Origin of the sequence: Marivita geojedonensis, assembly GCF_002115805.1 — a bacterium.
In the GTDB taxonomy this organism is placed as follows: domain Bacteria; phylum Pseudomonadota; class Alphaproteobacteria; order Rhodobacterales; family Rhodobacteraceae; genus Marivita; species Marivita geojedonensis.
In genome coordinates this window covers 160,084-176,742 of the sequence record NZ_JFKC01000003.1, presented here as the reverse complement: position 1 = coordinate 176,742, position 16,659 = coordinate 160,084, and the positions used below count along the sequence as shown (strand labels likewise).

The 16,659-nt window shown below is 60.8% G+C and carries 21 protein-coding genes; 1 reads left to right on the top strand and 20 read right to left on the bottom strand.

What is annotated here, in order from left to right:
- Positions 1-7 precede the first annotated feature (7 nt).
- From nuoH to MGEO_RS05790, 17 genes are all read right to left on the bottom strand, one after another.
- A complete protein-coding gene (gene nuoH / locus MGEO_RS05870) occupies positions 8-1,036 on the bottom strand; it encodes an NADH-quinone oxidoreductase subunit NuoH (protein WP_085635781.1) in 1,029 nt (342 codons plus the stop codon).
- A 7-nt stretch (positions 1,037-1,043) separates the two neighbouring features.
- Entirely contained in the window at positions 1,044-1,445 is a 402-nt protein-coding gene (locus tag MGEO_RS05865; RefSeq protein ID WP_106299115.1) for a hypothetical protein, read from the bottom strand.
- Between the two features lie 5 nt (positions 1,446-1,450).
- Positions 1,451-3,469, bottom strand: a complete 2,019-nt coding sequence (gene nuoG / locus MGEO_RS05860) for an NADH-quinone oxidoreductase subunit NuoG (RefSeq protein ID WP_085635779.1) — start codon at positions 3,467-3,469, stop codon at positions 1,451-1,453.
- A gap of 196 nt (positions 3,470-3,665) precedes the next feature.
- On the bottom strand, positions 3,666-4,061 hold the full coding sequence (locus MGEO_RS05855) for a DUF5333 domain-containing protein (RefSeq protein WP_085635778.1): 396 nt from the start codon (positions 4,059-4,061) through the stop codon (positions 3,666-3,668).
- A 91-nt stretch (positions 4,062-4,152) separates the two neighbouring features.
- Positions 4,153-4,485 (bottom strand): hypothetical protein, encoded by a 333-nt coding sequence (locus MGEO_RS05850; protein ID WP_085635777.1) that lies wholly within the window; start codon positions 4,483-4,485, stop codon positions 4,153-4,155.
- A 190-nt stretch (positions 4,486-4,675) separates the two neighbouring features.
- Positions 4,676-5,974: an NADH-quinone oxidoreductase subunit NuoF gene (gene nuoF, locus MGEO_RS05845; RefSeq protein WP_085635776.1), complete on the bottom strand. Its 1,299-nt coding sequence runs from the start codon at positions 5,972-5,974 to the stop codon at positions 4,676-4,678.
- A gap of 3 nt (positions 5,975-5,977) precedes the next feature.
- Positions 5,978-6,196 carry a DUF5337 domain-containing protein gene (locus tag MGEO_RS05840; RefSeq protein ID WP_085635775.1) on the bottom strand — a complete coding sequence of 73 codons (219 nt, stop codon included), beginning with the start codon at positions 6,194-6,196 and terminating at the stop codon, positions 5,978-5,980.
- A 19-nt stretch (positions 6,197-6,215) separates the two neighbouring features.
- A complete protein-coding gene (locus MGEO_RS05835) occupies positions 6,216-7,133 on the bottom strand; it encodes a hypothetical protein (RefSeq protein ID WP_085635774.1) in 918 nt (305 codons plus the stop codon).
- Positions 7,134-7,161: 28 nt separating this feature from the next.
- Positions 7,162-8,418, bottom strand: coding sequence for an NADH-quinone oxidoreductase subunit E (locus MGEO_RS05830; RefSeq protein WP_085635773.1), 1,257 nt, complete (start codon positions 8,416-8,418; stop codon positions 7,162-7,164).
- A gap of 91 nt (positions 8,419-8,509) precedes the next feature.
- Complete coding sequence (locus MGEO_RS05825) at positions 8,510-8,797, bottom strand: hypothetical protein (RefSeq protein WP_085635772.1); 288 nt, start codon at positions 8,795-8,797, stop codon at positions 8,510-8,512.
- Positions 8,794-10,023: an NADH-quinone oxidoreductase subunit D gene (locus tag MGEO_RS05820; protein ID WP_198948088.1), complete on the bottom strand. Its 1,230-nt coding sequence runs from the start codon at positions 10,021-10,023 to the stop codon at positions 8,794-8,796. The genes MGEO_RS05825 and MGEO_RS05820 overlap by 4 nt, the downstream gene beginning before the upstream one ends.
- A complete protein-coding gene (locus tag MGEO_RS05815; protein WP_233139685.1) occupies positions 10,023-10,223 on the bottom strand; it encodes a hypothetical protein in 201 nt (66 codons plus the stop codon). The genes MGEO_RS05820 and MGEO_RS05815 overlap by 1 nt, the downstream gene beginning before the upstream one ends.
- Positions 10,223-10,831: an NADH-quinone oxidoreductase subunit C gene (locus MGEO_RS05810; protein WP_085635770.1), complete on the bottom strand. Its 609-nt coding sequence runs from the start codon at positions 10,829-10,831 to the stop codon at positions 10,223-10,225. Before MGEO_RS05810 ends, MGEO_RS05815 begins: the two co-directional genes overlap by 1 nt.
- Positions 10,828-11,352: a NuoB/complex I 20 kDa subunit family protein gene (locus MGEO_RS05805; RefSeq protein WP_085635921.1), complete on the bottom strand. Its 525-nt coding sequence runs from the start codon at positions 11,350-11,352 to the stop codon at positions 10,828-10,830. The genes MGEO_RS05810 and MGEO_RS05805 overlap by 4 nt, the downstream gene beginning before the upstream one ends.
- Positions 11,352-11,717 (bottom strand): NADH-quinone oxidoreductase subunit A, encoded by a 366-nt coding sequence (locus MGEO_RS05800; RefSeq protein ID WP_085635769.1) that lies wholly within the window; start codon positions 11,715-11,717, stop codon positions 11,352-11,354. The genes MGEO_RS05805 and MGEO_RS05800 overlap by 1 nt, the downstream gene beginning before the upstream one ends.
- 279 nt (positions 11,718-11,996) lie before the next feature.
- Complete coding sequence (locus MGEO_RS05795) at positions 11,997-12,437, bottom strand: c-type cytochrome (protein WP_106299116.1); 441 nt, start codon at positions 12,435-12,437, stop codon at positions 11,997-11,999.
- Positions 12,438-12,477: 40 nt separating this feature from the next.
- Complete coding sequence (locus MGEO_RS05790) at positions 12,478-12,948, bottom strand: DUF411 domain-containing protein (RefSeq protein ID WP_085635919.1); 471 nt, start codon at positions 12,946-12,948, stop codon at positions 12,478-12,480.
- Positions 12,949-13,317: 369 nt separating this feature from the next.
- Here MGEO_RS05790 and MGEO_RS05785 point away from each other — a divergent pair, with 369 nt between their 5' ends.
- Complete coding sequence (locus MGEO_RS05785) at positions 13,318-14,646, top strand: MmgE/PrpD family protein (protein WP_085635768.1); 1,329 nt, start codon at positions 13,318-13,320, stop codon at positions 14,644-14,646.
- A gap of 4 nt (positions 14,647-14,650) precedes the next feature.
- Here the strand turns inward: MGEO_RS05785 and MGEO_RS05780 are convergent, their stop codons facing one another.
- From MGEO_RS05780 to MGEO_RS05770, 3 genes are read right to left on the bottom strand one after another with little or no spacing between them, the layout of a single operon-like run.
- Positions 14,651-15,022, bottom strand: a complete 372-nt coding sequence (locus MGEO_RS05780; RefSeq protein WP_085635767.1) for a hypothetical protein — start codon at positions 15,020-15,022, stop codon at positions 14,651-14,653.
- The gene (locus MGEO_RS05775; RefSeq protein ID WP_085635766.1) at positions 15,019-15,795 is read right to left on the bottom strand and encodes a crotonase/enoyl-CoA hydratase family protein; all 777 of its coding nucleotides are present in this window, start codon (positions 15,793-15,795) and stop codon (positions 15,019-15,021) included. Before MGEO_RS05775 ends, MGEO_RS05780 begins: the two co-directional genes overlap by 4 nt.
- Entirely contained in the window at positions 15,792-16,643 is an 852-nt protein-coding gene (locus tag MGEO_RS05770) for a hydroxymethylglutaryl-CoA lyase (protein WP_085635765.1), read from the bottom strand. The genes MGEO_RS05775 and MGEO_RS05770 overlap by 4 nt, the downstream gene beginning before the upstream one ends.
- Between the last annotated feature and the right edge of the window lie 16 nt (positions 16,644-16,659).

The window sequence follows — 16,659 nt, the reverse complement described above, 5'->3', positions numbered from 1 at the left end:
CCTCTCCTTATACCCAGCGCGCGAAAGCGCCCCAGAACCAGTCGAACTTTGCCGCGAAGGCCACGAAGACCACCCAGATCAGCGAGAACGGCAGGAACACTTTCCAACCGATCCGCATCAGCTGGTCATAGCGGTAGCGGGGGGTGATCGCCTTCACCATCGCGAAGATGAAGAAGAAGAATGCCATCTTGCCGACCATCCACAGCGCGCCGTCCGGGATACCCGGAATGGGCGACAGCCAGCCGCCAAAGAACAGCAGCGAGGTCAGCGCGCACATCAGGAAGATCGCGATGTATTCGCCCGCCATGAACAGCAGGAACGGTGTCGACGAGTATTCCACCTGGTAGCCTGCCACGAGTTCCGATTCCGCTTCGGGAAGGTCGAAGGGTGGGCGGTTGGTTTCGGCCAGCGCCGAGATGAAGAACAGGAACACCATCGGGAAGTGCGGCAGCCAGTACCACGAGAAGAATCCGAAATCGCCGTCCTGTGCCCGGACGATGTCGCCAAAGTTCATTGATCCGGTCGAAATGATGATGCCGATGATGATCAGGCCCAGCGACACTTCGTAGGAAATCATCTGCGCGGCAGAGCGCAGCGAGCCAAGGAACGGGTATTTCGAGTTCGACGCCCAGCCACCCATGATCACGCCGTAAACCTCGAGCGAGGAGACGGCGAAGACATAGAGGATCGCGACGTTGATATCCGACAGAACCCAAGTGTCGTTGAAGGGGATCACCGCCCAGGCGATCATCGCAAGAACAAAGCTGGTCATCGGCGCCAGCATGAACACCGGCTTGTCGGCGCCGGCCGGCACGACCACTTCCTTGACAACGTATTTCAGCGCATCAGCTACGGTCTGAAGCAGTCCGTAAGCGCCCACGACGTTCGGACCTCGCCGCATCTGGACCGCGGCCCAGATTTTCCGGTCACCATAGACGAGGAACAGAAGGCTCACCATCACAAAGCCCAGTACCGCAAGACACTGTGCGACGATGATCACGCCGATCCCTAGGGGGGTGGTAAAGAAGTCAGCCATCACGTCCTCAAACCATCGGTATTCCGTTTTCTACGCATGAGGCGGTCACGACTTCGGCGTCGATGGTCCGCACCCCACGGGGCAGCGCCGGCGAGATGGTGTAAACCGCATCTCCTCGCCAGAGGCCAGCCTCTTCGTATACATTTGTGCGCAAATGCCGCGCAAAACCGTAGCCACGGATCAACGCATACTGCGCTGCGGCGCATTCGGCGTAGTTTTCCACGTCCACAGGGCCGCGCGCACCCTGCATGGCCACGTCAAACTTGACCAGATCACCGTCAAGCAACGTGGTCTCCACGCCTTGGTAGTCCGGAGCAAAGCGCGAGTCGGTCGGTTGTGCCGCATCGCATCCCGACAAACCGCCCACCATCACCATCGCAACGGGTGCTATGACCGCCATTTGGCGCATCAGGCTTACTCCGCTGCGATCTTTGTGTCCTTGCGGGCTTTCACACCCGCAGAAAGCTCGGCCATCAAGGTACTGGCACGCGCAATCGGGTTGGTCAGGTAGAAATCCTGGATCGCATTGCGGAAATCCGCATTGCCCAGCTTGCCCGCCGCTTCCGCCTGCCACTCGTTTTCCGGCACCTGATCGATCATCGCCAGATGCGGCACGTCCTTGACCAAAGCCTGACGCAGCTGCGCAAGGCTGTCGAAGGGCAATGTCGCGCCCAGTTCCGCAGACAGCGCCCGCAGGATCGCCCAGTTTTCCTTGGCCTCGCCCGGTGCGAACCCGGCACGCAGCGCCAGTTGCGGACGGCCCTCGGTGTTGACGAAGAGCCCCTGCTCTTCCGTATAGGCTGCACCCGGCAGGATGATGTCGGCGCGGTGTGCGCCCCGGTCGCCATGGCTGCCCTGATAGATCACGAAAGGCCCGGCGGCGATTTCGACTTCGTCTGCACCAAGGTTGTAAATCACCTCTGCGCCGTCGATGGCTTTTTCCATGCCGCCTTCGGTCGTGCAGCCCGCGTCCATCGCACCCACGCGGCCTGCAGCCGTGTGCAGGACAAGGAACTTCGACTGGCCCGCCTCTGCGGTTTTCATCGCGGTCCCGAGAACAGCCGCGCCATCGGCCTCGCGCAGTGCGCCCTGCCCGATGATCATGACGCCCGGCACGCCGTGTTTGTCGGAATGATCCATCTCAGTCAGCTTGGCCAGCGCGTCGCGGCCCGTACCAAGGTGGATGTAATCATAGGTCAGATCGACCGGTTCCCCTATAAGCGCAACCTTGGCGCCTGCGGCCCAGGCCTTGCGAATCCGTGCGTTCAGCACCGGCGCTTCGTCGCGCGGGTTGGTGCCGATCAGCAGGATCATCTTAGCGGTGTCGATATCTTCGATGGCGGCATTGCCAACATAGCCAGACCGGTTGCCCGCCGGCAGTTTGGCGCCATCGGTGCGGCATTCGACGCTGCCGCCCTGCCCCTCGATCAACTGCTTCAGCGCATAGGCCGCTTCGGTCGGAGCGAGATCGCCCACAAGACCGGCAACCTTCTTGCCCTTCATGGCTTCGGCGGCTTTGCTCAGGGCTTCGCCCCAGCTTGCCGGCCGCAGCTTGCCGTTCTCACGGATATACGGCCTGTCCAGACGTTGACGGCGCAGGCCATCCCAGACAAAGCGTGTCTTGTCGGAAATCCACTCTTCGTTCACGCCGTCATGGTTGCGCGGCAGGAAGCGCATGACTTCGCGGCCCTTGGTATCGACGCGGATGTTCGAGCCAAGCGCATCCATCACGTCGATGGATTCGGTCTTGGTCAATTCCCACGGACGGGCGGTGAAGGCGTAGGGCTTCGACACCAGCGCACCCACCGGGCACAGGTCGATGATATTGCCCTGCATGTTGGAATTGAGCGTTTCGCCCAGATAGGACGTGATCTCGGCATCCTCACCCCGGCCTGTCTGGCCCATCTGGGTGATTCCGGCCACTTCGGTGGTGAAGCGCACGCAGCGGGTGCAGGAGATGCAGCGCGTCATGTGGGTTTCGACAAGCGGACCCAGGTCCAGATCCTCGACCGCGCGCTTGGGTTCGCGGAAACGGCTGAAATCGACGCCGTAGGCCATGGCCTGATCCTGAAGGTCGCACTCGCCGCCCTGGTCGCAGATCGGACAATCCAGCGGGTGGTTGATGAGCAAGAACTCCATCACCCCTTCGCGGGCCTTCTTGACCATCGGGCTGTTGGTCTTGACCACAGGCGGCTGGCCTTCCGGTCCGGGGCGCAAATCGCGAACCTGCATCGCGCAGGAGGCTGCCGGTTTGGGCGGGCCACCGACCACTTCGACAAGACACATCCGGCAGTTGCCGGCGATGGAAAGACGTTCGTGATAACAGAAGCGCGGCACTTCGATCCCGGCCTGTTCACAGGCCTGGATCAGTGTCATCGCACCGTCCACTTCAATCTCGTTCCCATCAATGATGATTTTGCGCAAGTCAGACATGCCCGAGCCCTTTGTTCCCATTTGGCTGGCGCAGTCGATGCCGCGGCAAACGGCGATCGGCTGACGTCGCCCGCCTTCTAGCGCGGCTCTCCCAAATAGGCCAGATGTTCAGGCAAAAAGAAAACGGGAAATATCGACGCGGGTACGGTAACTTGCGGGTTTTTGAATATGACGGAAAGTCCGCCCGAATTGGCGCTTATTTCAGCAGTTCGCCGATCTCGGTCTGTGCCTGGATCTGCATCTTGCCGAAGCGACACAGCGCCGCGCGGTCGTCTGCCCGAACACCGTTGGCCAGCAGGAACGACTCGGCTTTTTCGCGCATCCGCGCTTTTTCGTCTTTCGACGTCACATACCGCTCGATCTCTTCGTCGCTGTAGCCCTTTTCTCGGGCCAGCGCCTTGAGACCGTTCAGAGTGGAATAGGCTCGTATCAATCGCGCGCCGATGTCGTCGCAGGACTTGCGGATTTCATCCGCAATCGCGACCACCATGACCATATCATCGATCTCGGCGACCTCGCGCAGCGGTGGCTTTGCTGATGCAACTGTTCCGGTGATGGCCAAAACGGCCACCAAAGATGTCAGGATCCGCATAACTCGCCTCAATGCATCGTCTGGCTTCAATATGGGTTCTGCGCCAGGTGTTATTCAATATCCAAAGGAAAATCGGCCGACATTCAGCAGCTTATGGCTCAGAACAGCGACCTGTGAGAACAACTTCATCGTCGATGATCGTTAATTGGTCATCGGCGACATCCGGACCGTTGATCCAAGCGATGTCGGAACTGCCGAGATAGCCAATGCAGTGCTGAACTGCCTGATACGCCGCCGCCTGCCGTGAACCTTCGAGGCTGACCGACGCAGGGCCCCCGGTCGCCACAAACGCCTCGCGGTCGCTGCGCTCTGAGCGCAGATCGCCCGAAAAGCGCGCGCCGTCTAAGGTGATGGTGTCCATATCCCCATCGCCACATGCTGCAAGTACCAGAAGAAGCGTGCCCGAGACCCATGCTGATTTCATGGTTGTATTCCTATTAAACTCTTGAGGGCACAATGCGCTCAGACGCGGCAGGCTTGCAACCCCCGAGCGGGTCGATGACGCCTGAATCGAAAAAAGGCGCCTTAAGGCGCCTTTATCAAAGGCCGGTTCACCGGCCTTGGAAAAAGGTTTCCAAACCGCGTGGAGAAGGCGTTTCGAAACGGCTTCCGGCCTACTCTGCCGCGACGGCGCTGACCCGACCGGTTTTCTGCGCCTTGATGCGGTCCTCGATCTCGTCGCGGAAGTTCTTGATAAGACCCTGGATCGGCCAGGCCGCTGCATCACCAAGCGCGCAGATGGTGTGGCCTTCAACCTGCTTGGTGACGTCGAACAGCATGTCGATTTCCTCGACCTCGGCTTCGCCGCGCACCAGACGGTCCATCACGCGCATCATCCAGCCGGTGCCTTCGCGGCACGGCGTGCACTGGCCGCAGCTTTCGTGCTTGTAGAACTTGGACAGACGCCAGATCGCTTTAATGATGTCGGTCGACTGATCCATCACGATCACAGCCGCCGTGCCGAGGCCCGAACCCAGTTCACCGCGCAGGTAATCGAAATCCATGATCGCATCGCGCATGTTTTCGCCACGCACACATGGCACGGAGGACCCACCTGGGATCACCGCCTTGAGGTTGTCCCAACCGCCGCGAATGCCGCCGCAATGCTTTTCGATCAGTTCCTCGAACGAGATCGACATCGCCTCTTCAACCACACAGGGGTTGTTCACATGGCCCGAGATGGCAAACAGCTTGGTGCCCGCGTTGTTCTGACGGCCAAAGCCCGAGAACCATTCCCCGCCACGCCGCAGGATCGTCGGCACAACAGCGATGGATTCCACATTGTTTACCGTCGTCGGGCAGCCATAAAGACCCGCCCCCGCCGGGAATGGCGGCTTCATGCGCGGCATGCCCTTCTTGCCTTCAAGGCTTTCGAGCAGCGCGGTTTCCTCACCGCAGATATAGGCGCCCGCGCCATGATGCAGGTAGAGATCGAAATCCCAGCCCGATCCGGCGGCGTTCTTGCCCAGAAGGCCCGCGTCATAGGCCTCGTCGATGGCGTTCTGAAGCGCCTCTTTCTCGCGGATGTATTCGCCGCGAATGTAGATGTAGCAGGCATGTGCCTGCATTGCGAAGGACGCGATCAGGCAGCCTTCGATCAGCGTATGCGGATCGTGGCGCATGATTTCGCGGTCTTTACAGGTGCCCGGCTCGGATTCGTCGGCGTTCACGACAAGGTAGCTGGGACGCCCGTCGCTTTCCTTGGGCATGAACGACCACTTGAGACCCGTCGGAAAGCCCGCACCGCCCCGACCACGCAGACCCGAGGCTTTCATCTCGTCGATGATCCAGTCACGGCCTTTCTTGATGATGTCTGCCGTGCCATCCCAATGGCCGCGCGCCTGCGCCCCTTTGAGGGTCCGGTCATGCATCCCGTAGATATTGGTAAAGATCCGGTCCTGATCGCTCAGCATTGCTCAATCCTTGTCAGCCTGGCGCACACGCCAGAGTTGGTATGTCATCCATAACCCTGCCCCGAACCCCGCCAAAGCGGCGAGGTCGAACAGAGCCCGGGTCCGTTGGCTCCAGCCATATTCAGACCCGATGGCCGTCACCAGGATCCAGAAGAGGCCAACTGCGGCGATGAACAGCGCAATCCGCCGTCCTTTTCGCGCCTCGTCTGAATCCCGGCTCATGGTGTGGTCTCAACCCCCGTCAGTACACGTCGCCCTTGTCAACGCGCTTGGAGAATTCGGTTTCCCCGCCGGAGGCGAGGATTTTAGCCTGCTCCACCCAGTTGTCTCGCGACACGCGGCCCTTGAACCCCACGAGGTTGGCATTGACCCATGCCACCTCGTCTGCCGTCCAGTTCGCGATCTGGTCGAAATGGTAGAACCCCATCGAGTGCAGCAGCTTTTCAAGCTTCGGACCAACCCCTTTGATCTCCTTGAGGTTGTCCGGACCACCTTCGCGCGCCTCGGCCAGCGTTGCAGGCTTGGACCCTTCTTCGGCCCCTTCGTTCTTGCCGTCACCATCGTAGTCCGGGGTCGCGGCCGCAGGCGCAGCTTTGGCGGATGTGCCGCTGCCACCTTCGTATTTCCATTCGCCCTTGCGTGATGCGAGGTCTTCCTGACCTGCCAGACGCGCGGACGGCTTGACCGCGGGACCGCTCTCGGCTGCGGGTTTGGCCGCAGCTGCCGGCGCTTCGGTCTTTGCTTTCTCGGTCGGTTTGGCCTCAGTCGCTGCGGCAGCGGCTGCCGGTGCAGCAACACCGACGGGTGCGGCTTTGGCAGGGCTGGTCGCTTCATCTGCTGTGGGCGCAGGCGGAACGGACGGCGGCGGCGCGTTGGGCGACGCAGCTTTCGGCGCAGACGCCTTGGGCGCAGGTGCGGACGTGTTTGCAACGCCCGACGTATCGATATTTCCCGGACCACGCGCCTCAGGAAGGCTGCGGCAGAAGATCCAGCTGAAGGCGAGCCCCAACACGACAAATGCAAGCCCGCCCATGAAGATCGAGCCAATCACGCCCCATCCACCGACGACCAGCAGCAGGATAACGACAAGTAAACCAACCCCTGCAGCCAAGGCCCATGACCAAAGCGCGCAGCTTATCCCGGAATTCTGTTGTTGCATTCGTACTCTCCCTGTCCGTGTTCAGATGTTACTTGTCGTAAACATCACCTTTCTTGACACGTGCAGAAAACTCTGTCTCGCCGCCTGAGGCAAGTGTCTTGGCCTGTTCAACCCAATTATCGCGGGTCACACGACCCTTGAAACCTTCAAGGTTCTGATCAACCCAAGCGACCTCGTCGGCCGTCCAGTTGGCGATCTGATCGAAGTGGAAAAATCCAAGACGATTACAGAGCGCGGCCAGTTTCGGACCGATGCCTTTTATGCGCTTCAGGTCGTCGCCTTTACCATCCCGCGCCTCGCTAAGGGTCTCGGGCTTGGTTCCCGGTCCTTCGGCAACCGGCGCTGCGGAGGCGGCGTCTTCTTTTTCGACCTGCTGTGCAGTGGTCGCCTTGGCGTATTTCCACGTCCCCTTCCGGGCTGCGAGTTCCGCCTCTCCCGCCAACTCCGTCGACGGTTTGATCACGGAGGTGTCTTCCGGCTTCGGCGCGTCTGCGGGTTTGGGGGCGGCCTCGGCTGCGGCGCGCGACGGCGCCACGGCCTCGTTGGCGGCCTTCGCCTGACTCTGCGGACGCCCACCGGCGTCCCCCCAGGGATGCAGCAGCGGCACTTCGGTGCCGTCGATCCGCTTCACCGTATCGCCGATATCGGTCGCCAGTTGCACCGATGCATTGTACTCATGCCGCCCGCTTTCGAAATCGGTCAGGCTGGTCAGGCCGGATTTCGGCTCTGCCGCATAGCGTCCATTCTGCGGGCCGGGCACCGGGACCTTGCCAGCGACCAACTCGTCGAGGATTTCACCAAACCGTTCTGCGGTCAGATCTTCGTAGTAATCCTTGCCGATCTGGGCCATCGGCGCGTTGGCACAGGCCCCGAGGCACTCGACCTCTTCCCAGCTGAGCTTACCATCGGCGGACAGAGTGTGCGGCTTCGCAGCGATCTTTTCCTTGCAGACAGCAACCAGATCCTCGGCGCCGCAGATCATGCAGGACGTGGTGCCGCAAATCTGGATATGCGCAACAGAACCAACCGGTTGCAGCTGAAACATGAAGTAGAACGACGCCACTTCAAGCGCCCGCATATAGGCCATCCCCAGCATATCGGCGACCGCCTCGATCGCAGGACGGGTCAGCCAGCCTTCCTGCTCCTGCGCGCGCCACAACAGCGGAATGATCGCGCTGGCCTGGCGACCTTCCGGGTACTTGGTGATCTGCGCTTCCGCCCACGCTTGGTTGTCCGGCGTGAAGGCAAAACTTGCGGGTTGTTCGGAATGAAGGCGTCGTAGCATATCGTATCCTATTGCGTCATCATGCAGACAACGGGAAAAGTCTTGGACGAGTGGTCGCGGCCCATCAGGCGCATATCCAACCCCGTCCGGATCATTCCGGTGCGCAGCTCCCTGTGATCAGGCGAACGCCACCATTCTCAAGCTTGACGGCTTGCTCGGATGCCACACGGAACGAAGCCGTTTGAATGACCTGTTCACGGGTCAGTCCAGTTTGAAGCTCAACCGGCAAGTAGTCGCTTTCGCCCACAAGATCGCATCCGATCGAGGCCACCGCCTCATCGAATGCCACAAGATCCTCCTGCGACACGCCTTCAGGCGGCATGGCACAGGCGGTCAGCAGGCCAAGACCTGCCAGCGGAGCGAAAACACGCGCACTCATCTGTCGATTTCTCCAAACACAACATCCATCGTACCGATGATGGCGGCCACATCGGCAAGCTGGTGCCCGCTCGCCACGTGGTCCATCGCCTGCAGGTGCAGGTATCCCGGCGCGCGCAGTTTGGCGCGGTAGGGTTTGTTGCTGCCATCGGCCACGAGGTAGACGCCGAATTCGCCCTTGGGCGCTTCGACAGCGGCGTAAACCTCACCGGCCGGAACGTGGAAACCCTCGGTATAGAGCTTGAAGTGATGGATCAGCGCTTCCATCGAGGTCTTCATCTCGGACCGCTTCGGCGGCGTGACCTTGCCGCGGGCAAGGATGTCGCCCTGCCCTTCGGGTGCACGCAGCTTCTCGATCGCCTGCTTGATGATCTTCAGCGACTGGCGCATCTCCTCCATGCGGACAAGGTAGCGGTCATAGCAGTCGCCGTTCTTGCCGACGGGGATCTGGAAGTCGAATTCATCGTAGCACTCATAAGGCTGTGCACGACGCAAATCCCACGCAAGACCAGAGCCGCGCACCATGACGCCCGAGAACCCCCAGTCGAGGATTTCTTCTTCGGTCACGACACCAATATCGGCGTTCCGCTGTTTGAAGATGCGGTTTTCCGTCAGAAGTCCGTCAATGTCCGCGATCACACGCGGGAACTCGTCGGCCCACTGGTCGATATCGTCGATCAGATCACCGGGCAGGTCCTGATGTACCCCGCCGGGGCGGAAATAGGCGGCGTGCAGACGCGCGCCGCAGGCACGCTCGTAGAACACCATCAGCTTTTCGCGCTCTTCAAAGCCCCAGAGCGGCGGCGTCAGCGCGCCCACGTCCATCGCCTGCGTCGTGATGTTCAGCAGGTGGTTCAGGATGCGGCCGATTTCGGAATAAAGGACCCGGATCAGCGATGCGCGACGCGGCACTTCCACGCCTGTCAGCTTTTCGATCGCCAGACACCACGCATGTTCCTGGTTCATCGGCGCCACGTAGTCGAGGCGGTCGAAATACGGCAGGTTCTGCAGGTAGGTGCGGCTTTCCATCAGCTTTTCGGTGCCACGGTGCAGCAGGCCGATATGCGGGTCGCAGCGTTCCACGATCTCGCCATCCAACTCAAGCACAAGCCGCAAAACGCCATGTGCCGCAGGGTGTTGCGGGCCGAAGTTAATGTTGAAGTTGCGGATCTTCTGCTCACCAGAGATCGCGTCAACACTTCCGTCGTCAAACTTGGAGCCGTCCATCATGACCGTCCTCCGCCACCGTTGTCCTTGAACGCCATGATCCAGAGAAAGACCAATGCGACCAGCGGGAAAATTGTCAAAAGTGCTGCCCAACTGGGCAAACCATAGCGTGGCAGGAGCTTCCAGAATGGAACGACGATCAACACGCCGATGATCAGAAACCAAATAAGGCCTCCGCCGCCCATGCCGTAGCCACCCATCACGCCTTCTCTTCCGTCTTTTCATCCCCCGGCAGCACGTATTGCGCGCCTTCCCAAGGGGACATGAAATCGAACTGCCGGTATTCCTGAACAAGGCTCACCGGCTCATAGACCACGCGCTTCTTTTCTTCGTCGTAGCGCACTTCGGTATAGCCCGTGGTCGGGAAGTCCTTGCGCAGCGGATAGCCGCGGAAACCGTAATCCGTGAGGATGCGGCGCAAGTCCGGATGCCCGGAGAACAGGATGCCGAACATGTCGAAAACTTCGCGCTCGAACCAGTTGGCGCTCGGATGCACACCGGTGATCGACGGAACCATCTCGTCTTCTCGGATGCTGACCCGCAGACGGATGCGGTGGTTCTGGTACATCGACAGGAAGTGGTAGACCACGTCAAACCGCTTGGGGCGATCCGGGTAATCCACAGCCGTAATGTCCACCAGAGATGAGAACTTGCAGGTCTGGTCAGACTTGAGGAAGTCGACGAAGCCGGCAATGTTCGACGGAGCCACGTCAACGTTCAGTTCGCCATGGGTCACATCCCAGGCAAGCACACAATCAGTACGCTTCAGCTCAATATGCTGGCCAAGTTCCTTGAGGGCTTCGCTCATCGTACAATTGTCCCTGTCCGGCGAATCTTCCGTTGCAGCGCCATGATGCCATAAAGCAGCGCTTCGGCTGTCGGCGGGCAGCCCGGCACGTAGACGTCAACCGGAACGATCCGGTCGCAGCCCCGCACCACGGAATAGCTGTAATGGTAGTACCCGCCCCCGTTGGCGCAGGACCCCATCGAGATCACGTAGCGCGGTTCGGGCATCTGGTCGTAAACCTTGCGCAGCGCCGGGGCCATCTTGTTCGTCAGCGTGCCCGCGACGATCATCAGATCCGACTGACGCGGGCTCGCGCGCGGCGCGGTGCCGAACCGCTCAAGGTCATAGCGCGGCATCGAGGTGTGCATCATCTCGACCGCACAACAGGCCAGACCGAAGGTCATCCAGTGCAGCGACCCGGTACGCGCCCAGTTGATGATGTCCTCGGTCGAGGTCAGCAGAAAGCCCTTGTCCGCAAGCTCGGAATTCAGCGCCTGCGTCGCGTATTCCTTGTCCGCACCAGCGGTATTGGCTCCGGTCATCACTCCCATTCGAGTGCTCCCTTCTTCCATTCATAGGCAAAGCCGATGGTCAGGACCGCAAGGAACACCATCATCGACCAGAAGCCCACCATGCTCACATCCTGGAACGCCACCGCCCAGGGGAAGAGGAACGCGATTTCGAGGTCGAAGATGATGAACAGGATCGACACGAGATAGAACCGAACATCGAACTTCATCCGGGCATCGTCAAAAGCATTAAAGCCACATTCGTAGGCCGACACTTTTTCCGGGTCCGGGTTGCGCACCGCGATGATCACGGCAGCGAGGATCAGGACGAGCCCCAATCCGATTGCAATGGCCAAAAATACGAGGATTGGCAGGTATTCCCGCAGCATGTCTTCCAAGACGAGGCTCCTTTTCCCATCGCGCACCGACACGCGCCGTCAAGTGGCGAGGTTGACTTGAGGCTGATCTACTCCCGTCTCTTCCGGGGGTCAACCGCAGGGCGACATCTTACCGAACTCTGCTATCCGCTTGAAAACAAGGCGCTTACCATGAAAATACCCCCTGTTTTGAACAACATGCGTCAATCGGTCGGAGCTTGGCCACCACCGATTCCGCACGGGTCCGCCGCAAAAGCGGCTCATCAAGTGTGCAATTGTATACCTTGATAGGCTTTGCACCTATTTCCGATACACCTCATGGCAGGCTTTACAGGCCGCGCCGATCCGACCCAGACCCGCGCGCAACTGCTCTTCGGTCTCGATGCTCGCCGCCAAAGCATCCGCTACCGCTTCCAAAGCCAGCGACTTTTCGGTGAAATCGTCGAAACGATCCCAGATCACCGGCAAAGCTTCGGAATTCGGATCGGTTTCCTGAACTTCAAACAAAGCAGGTGTCTGCCCGGCCAGCCTTGCTATCTCAGCCGCAGCGGCGCGGGCCGTGTCTGCATCGAAGCTGCGTTCGCCCTTGGCCATGGCCCCAAGCACCTTTGTGCTCTCCTGGGTCTCTTTCATTGCCTCCATCCGCGCCAATACGGTCGGGTTCTTGACCCCAGTATGCGCCACGGCCAGCGTTGCGAAACACAGCGACACAATTGTGACGGGTAAAATGATGCGAGTCATCCGCACTCCTTTCGTTCGGCTTTGGTATGCGCAGGGCGCGTCAGGCCGCCCCTTCATATCTTGTGAATACGTCTGTTGTGCCATCGCGACGGATCAGATGCACATCATAGGCTTCACGCTGGTTTTCCGGCCCCATCCCGGGAGATCCGAATGGCATCCCCGGAACGGCCAACCCGATCGCATCCGGACGTTCGCTCAACAGCCTGCGAATGTCGCGGGCCGGAACGTGACCTTCAATCACATACCCGTCCACATCAGCCGTATGGCACGACGCCATGTTTGCCGGAATGCCGCGCTTGATCTTCTCCTGCACAAGCGCACCGTTTGTGCGGGCTTCGGTGGTGATCTGGAAACCATCCTCTTCAAGAATATCGATCCAGGCCGAGCAGCATCCGCAATTCGGGTCCTTGAACACATGCATCCGGGGAGCGGTCTGCGCCATTGCGCCCATCGGCATCGCAATCACCGTCGCTGCACCACCTAGAAAAGCTCTGCGAGTGAATGTCGTCATCTTGTCCTGCATCCCTTTCGATACCTTTCCTTGGGGGACTAGGCCTTCCAGTGGGGGCAAGGTCAACAGCCACAGACACGTTTATTCACGCCAAAGCACCCGCAATCCTTCACGTCATCGCGAGCGTCGGACAGTGCTTGTGAGAGCTTAAACACTCCTCCGATCGAGAAATAGCGTTGTGCGGATGCGCGAACAGCCTCTCAGCAGAACCATGTCTTTTCGCAGTCTGAACTGCTGCAACGATGATGGTGCCGCATTCCTCCACCCTGTTATCCTGCCGCCTGCAACAAAGACCGAGGTCGTTTTTGGCCGCGACAGAGGGCCCGGAGCGCGCTGACAGTGGGTACGCCGATACCTGAAAGCCAGATCATGCAGCACCCCCTCTCCGACTTTCTCCATGATACGACCTACTCGGACATTCCCGAGGATGCCCGCCGTCTCGCCCGTCAATGGATGCTCGACCTGATCGGTGTGGCCGCCGGAGGTCAGCAGACGTCCCTGTCTCGCATCATACGCAACCACGCAGCACGGCAATTCGGGGGATCGGGCGCACAGATGCTCTTCGACGGGCGCGAGGTCAGCCCGGCAGGCGCGGCCCTCGCAGGAGGCATGACAATCGATGCTCTCGATGGCCATGACGGGCACAAGCTGACCAAGGGTCACGTCGGCTGCGGCATCTTCCCGTCACTGCTCGCCCTGTGCCAAGCAGAAAAGGACACAGAAGCGCAGCATTTTCTGACCTCCCTCGTGATCGGCTACGAGATCGGCACCCGCGCCGGGATCGCCCTGCACCGGACAGCACCGGACTACCACACGTCAGGGGCGTGGATCGCGGTGGCGGTGGCAGCCCTTGGCGCCCGTGTGCTGCGCTTGGATGCCGCGAGGACCCGCGAGGCAATGGGCATCGCCGAATACCACGGACCACGCAGCCAGATGATGCGCACAATAGATCATCCGACAATGGTCAAAGACGGATCGGGCTGGGGCGCGATGTCGGGGGTCTCTGCGGTCTATCTGGCAAAAGACGGGTTCACCGGTGCACCGGCTGTAACGGTCGAGCACGGCGACGTGGCGGACCTTTGGTCAGACCTTGGTCAGACATGGCGGATCCGCGAGCAGTATTTCAAACACTTTCCCGTCTGCCGCTGGGCGCAGCCCGCCCTTCAGGCCGTTCTCAACCTGCGCGCAGATCACGACCTGACATCGCATGATGTTGACCGTATCGAAATCACGACCTTCCACGAATCCCGCCGCCTTGCCGTGACAGACCCACGCACAACCGAAGAGGCGCAGTATTCCACCGCCTTCCCGACCGCTGTCGGTATGGTGCGTGGCACCTGTGGCCCGAAAGATATGCAGGAAAGCAGTTTTGCCGAGCCGGAAATCCAACGCCTCGCCCACTCAATGGACATCCGCGAAAGCGACACCCTTAACGCGGCCTTTCCTGCCCGCCGGATCGCCGAAGTGACGCTTGTTCTCAAAGATGGCCGGGAACTGAACTCCGGTCCGACCGAGGCCCTCGGCGATCCGGAAGACCCCGCAACCCTCGACACGGTGGTTGCCAAATTCCACGCCTATGCCGACCCGCTCCTTGGCGCAGAACGGGCAAATACCATTGAAGACCACGTTCTCAATCTGGGGACAGATTCCGGGGACGACATGTCGTTGCTTCTGTCCCTGCTAACCGCGCCTGTCTGAAGCGTCAGGCCGTCAGCACAACAAGCGCCATCGCCGACATGACCAGCGTGATCGGCCCCCAAACCGCCCGTTCCGGTTTGGACGGGGTAATCCAATTCAATACGGTTGTCACAACCTGCACCACAAATGCGACCCAGCCCGTCCATGCAGGCCAGCCCAGCCCCGGGAAGCCCGCCGCAGACAAGATGGCCAATCCCTGAAACAGCACCACCGGAATCGACACGGCCGCGATAATCCGCCCCGAGATCGGCAAGGCGCCCTCGTTCTGGCCACCCTGCGTATACCGGCCCAATGGCGCACCAAGGATCAGCGCAACCTGAAAAAACGCAATCGCCAGCGCGGCAGTGGCATAGAGATGTGCAATCTGTACCGTCATTGCCAGCTTGGGCTGCGCTTGTCGAAGAAAGCCCCGACCCCTTCGCGCGCCTCGTCCGATTGCCAGCGCCGCGCCAGAGCGTCGATGGCCAAGTCCACCTGCTCCTGCACCACCCGTCCAGCCAGATCGCGCATCAGCGCCTTGGCCTCGGCCACCGCCCCCGGCGCACAGGACAGGTAAGGCAGAACTTCAGCGTCAATGGCCGCATCCAGATCGTCGTGCTCAACCGTTCGGCTCAACAGGTTCAACCGCACGGCCTCTTCTGCCCCAAAGATCCGCGCCGACATAAAGACCTCCGACGCCCGCGTCGCCCCCATCCGAGCCAGCACATACGGCCCGATATTTGCCGGGATCAACCCAAGCCGCGTTTCGGTAAAGCCCAGCTTGGCCCCGGAAACCCCGATTGCCACATCGCAGACCGACACAAGGCCCACACCGCCACCCAGCGCATTGCCCTGCACCCGCCCGATCAGCGGCTGCGGCAGATCGTACAGCGCACCCAGCACGGTTGCGATCCGACGGCTTTCCACCCGGCGCGTCTCCGCATCCATGTCGAACTGCTCACGCATCCACGCCAGATCGCCACCGGCGCAGAAGGTCTTGCCGTCTGCTGCCAGCACCACAACCCGAACCTTCGTGTCTTTGGCCAAGCCCCGGGCCGCGTCCTCCAATTCGGTCATCATCTGCGCTGACAACGCGTTGTGCTTCTCGGCCCGCGCCAGGGTCAGTGTCGCAACGCCGCGTGCATCGGTCTCCACCCGGATCAAACTCATCCCCGCATCCTCCGCGCCATGTCGGCCGCCTCGGCCACCACATCCATGTCGAGCCCATGCTCATACCCCAAGGCAGCCACCCGTGCCGCCACCGCTTCTGTCGCCACATTGCCCGCAGCACCCGGCGCGTAAGGGCACCCTCCAAGGCCGCCGACGGCCGCATCGAACACCCGCAGCCCGAGGCCCAGCGATGCCTCGACATTGTCACAGGCCAGACCACCCGTGTCGTGGTAATGCCCGGCCAGTCTCTCGGCTGGCATCTCGCCCAAGACCGCTTTCAGCATCGCGACAATCCCCTCGGGCGTGGCGCGACCGATCGTGTCACCCAAAGACACCTCGTAGCAGCCCATATCGCGCAACGCCGCCACCACGCGCGCCACTGAGGCGGGCGCAACAGGGCCATCATAGGGACACTCCACCACGCAGGACACGTATCCCCGCACCGGCAGCCCCCGCTCAATCGCGGCCGCTGCCACCGGGCGGAACCGCTCCAGACTCTCTTCGATCGTCGCGTTGATATTGGCCTTGGAAAACCCTTCGGAGGCCGATCCGAAAATCGCCACCTCGTCAGCCCCCGCCGCCACCGCATCCTCAAACCCGCGCATGTTCGGGGTCAGCGCCGCATAGGACACGCCCGGCATCCGCGTGATCCCCGCCAGCACAGCACCCGAATCCGCCATCTGCGGCACCCATTTGGGGCTGACGAAACTGGCGCATTCGATCCGCCGGAACCCGGCACGTGACAGACAGTCGACCAGTGCGATTTTTTCCTCGACCGGGATCAGCCGCGCCTCATTCTGCAACCCGTCGCGCGGCCCCACTTCAAAGATCTCGACCCGTTCAGCCACAGTGCCACGCCCCTGC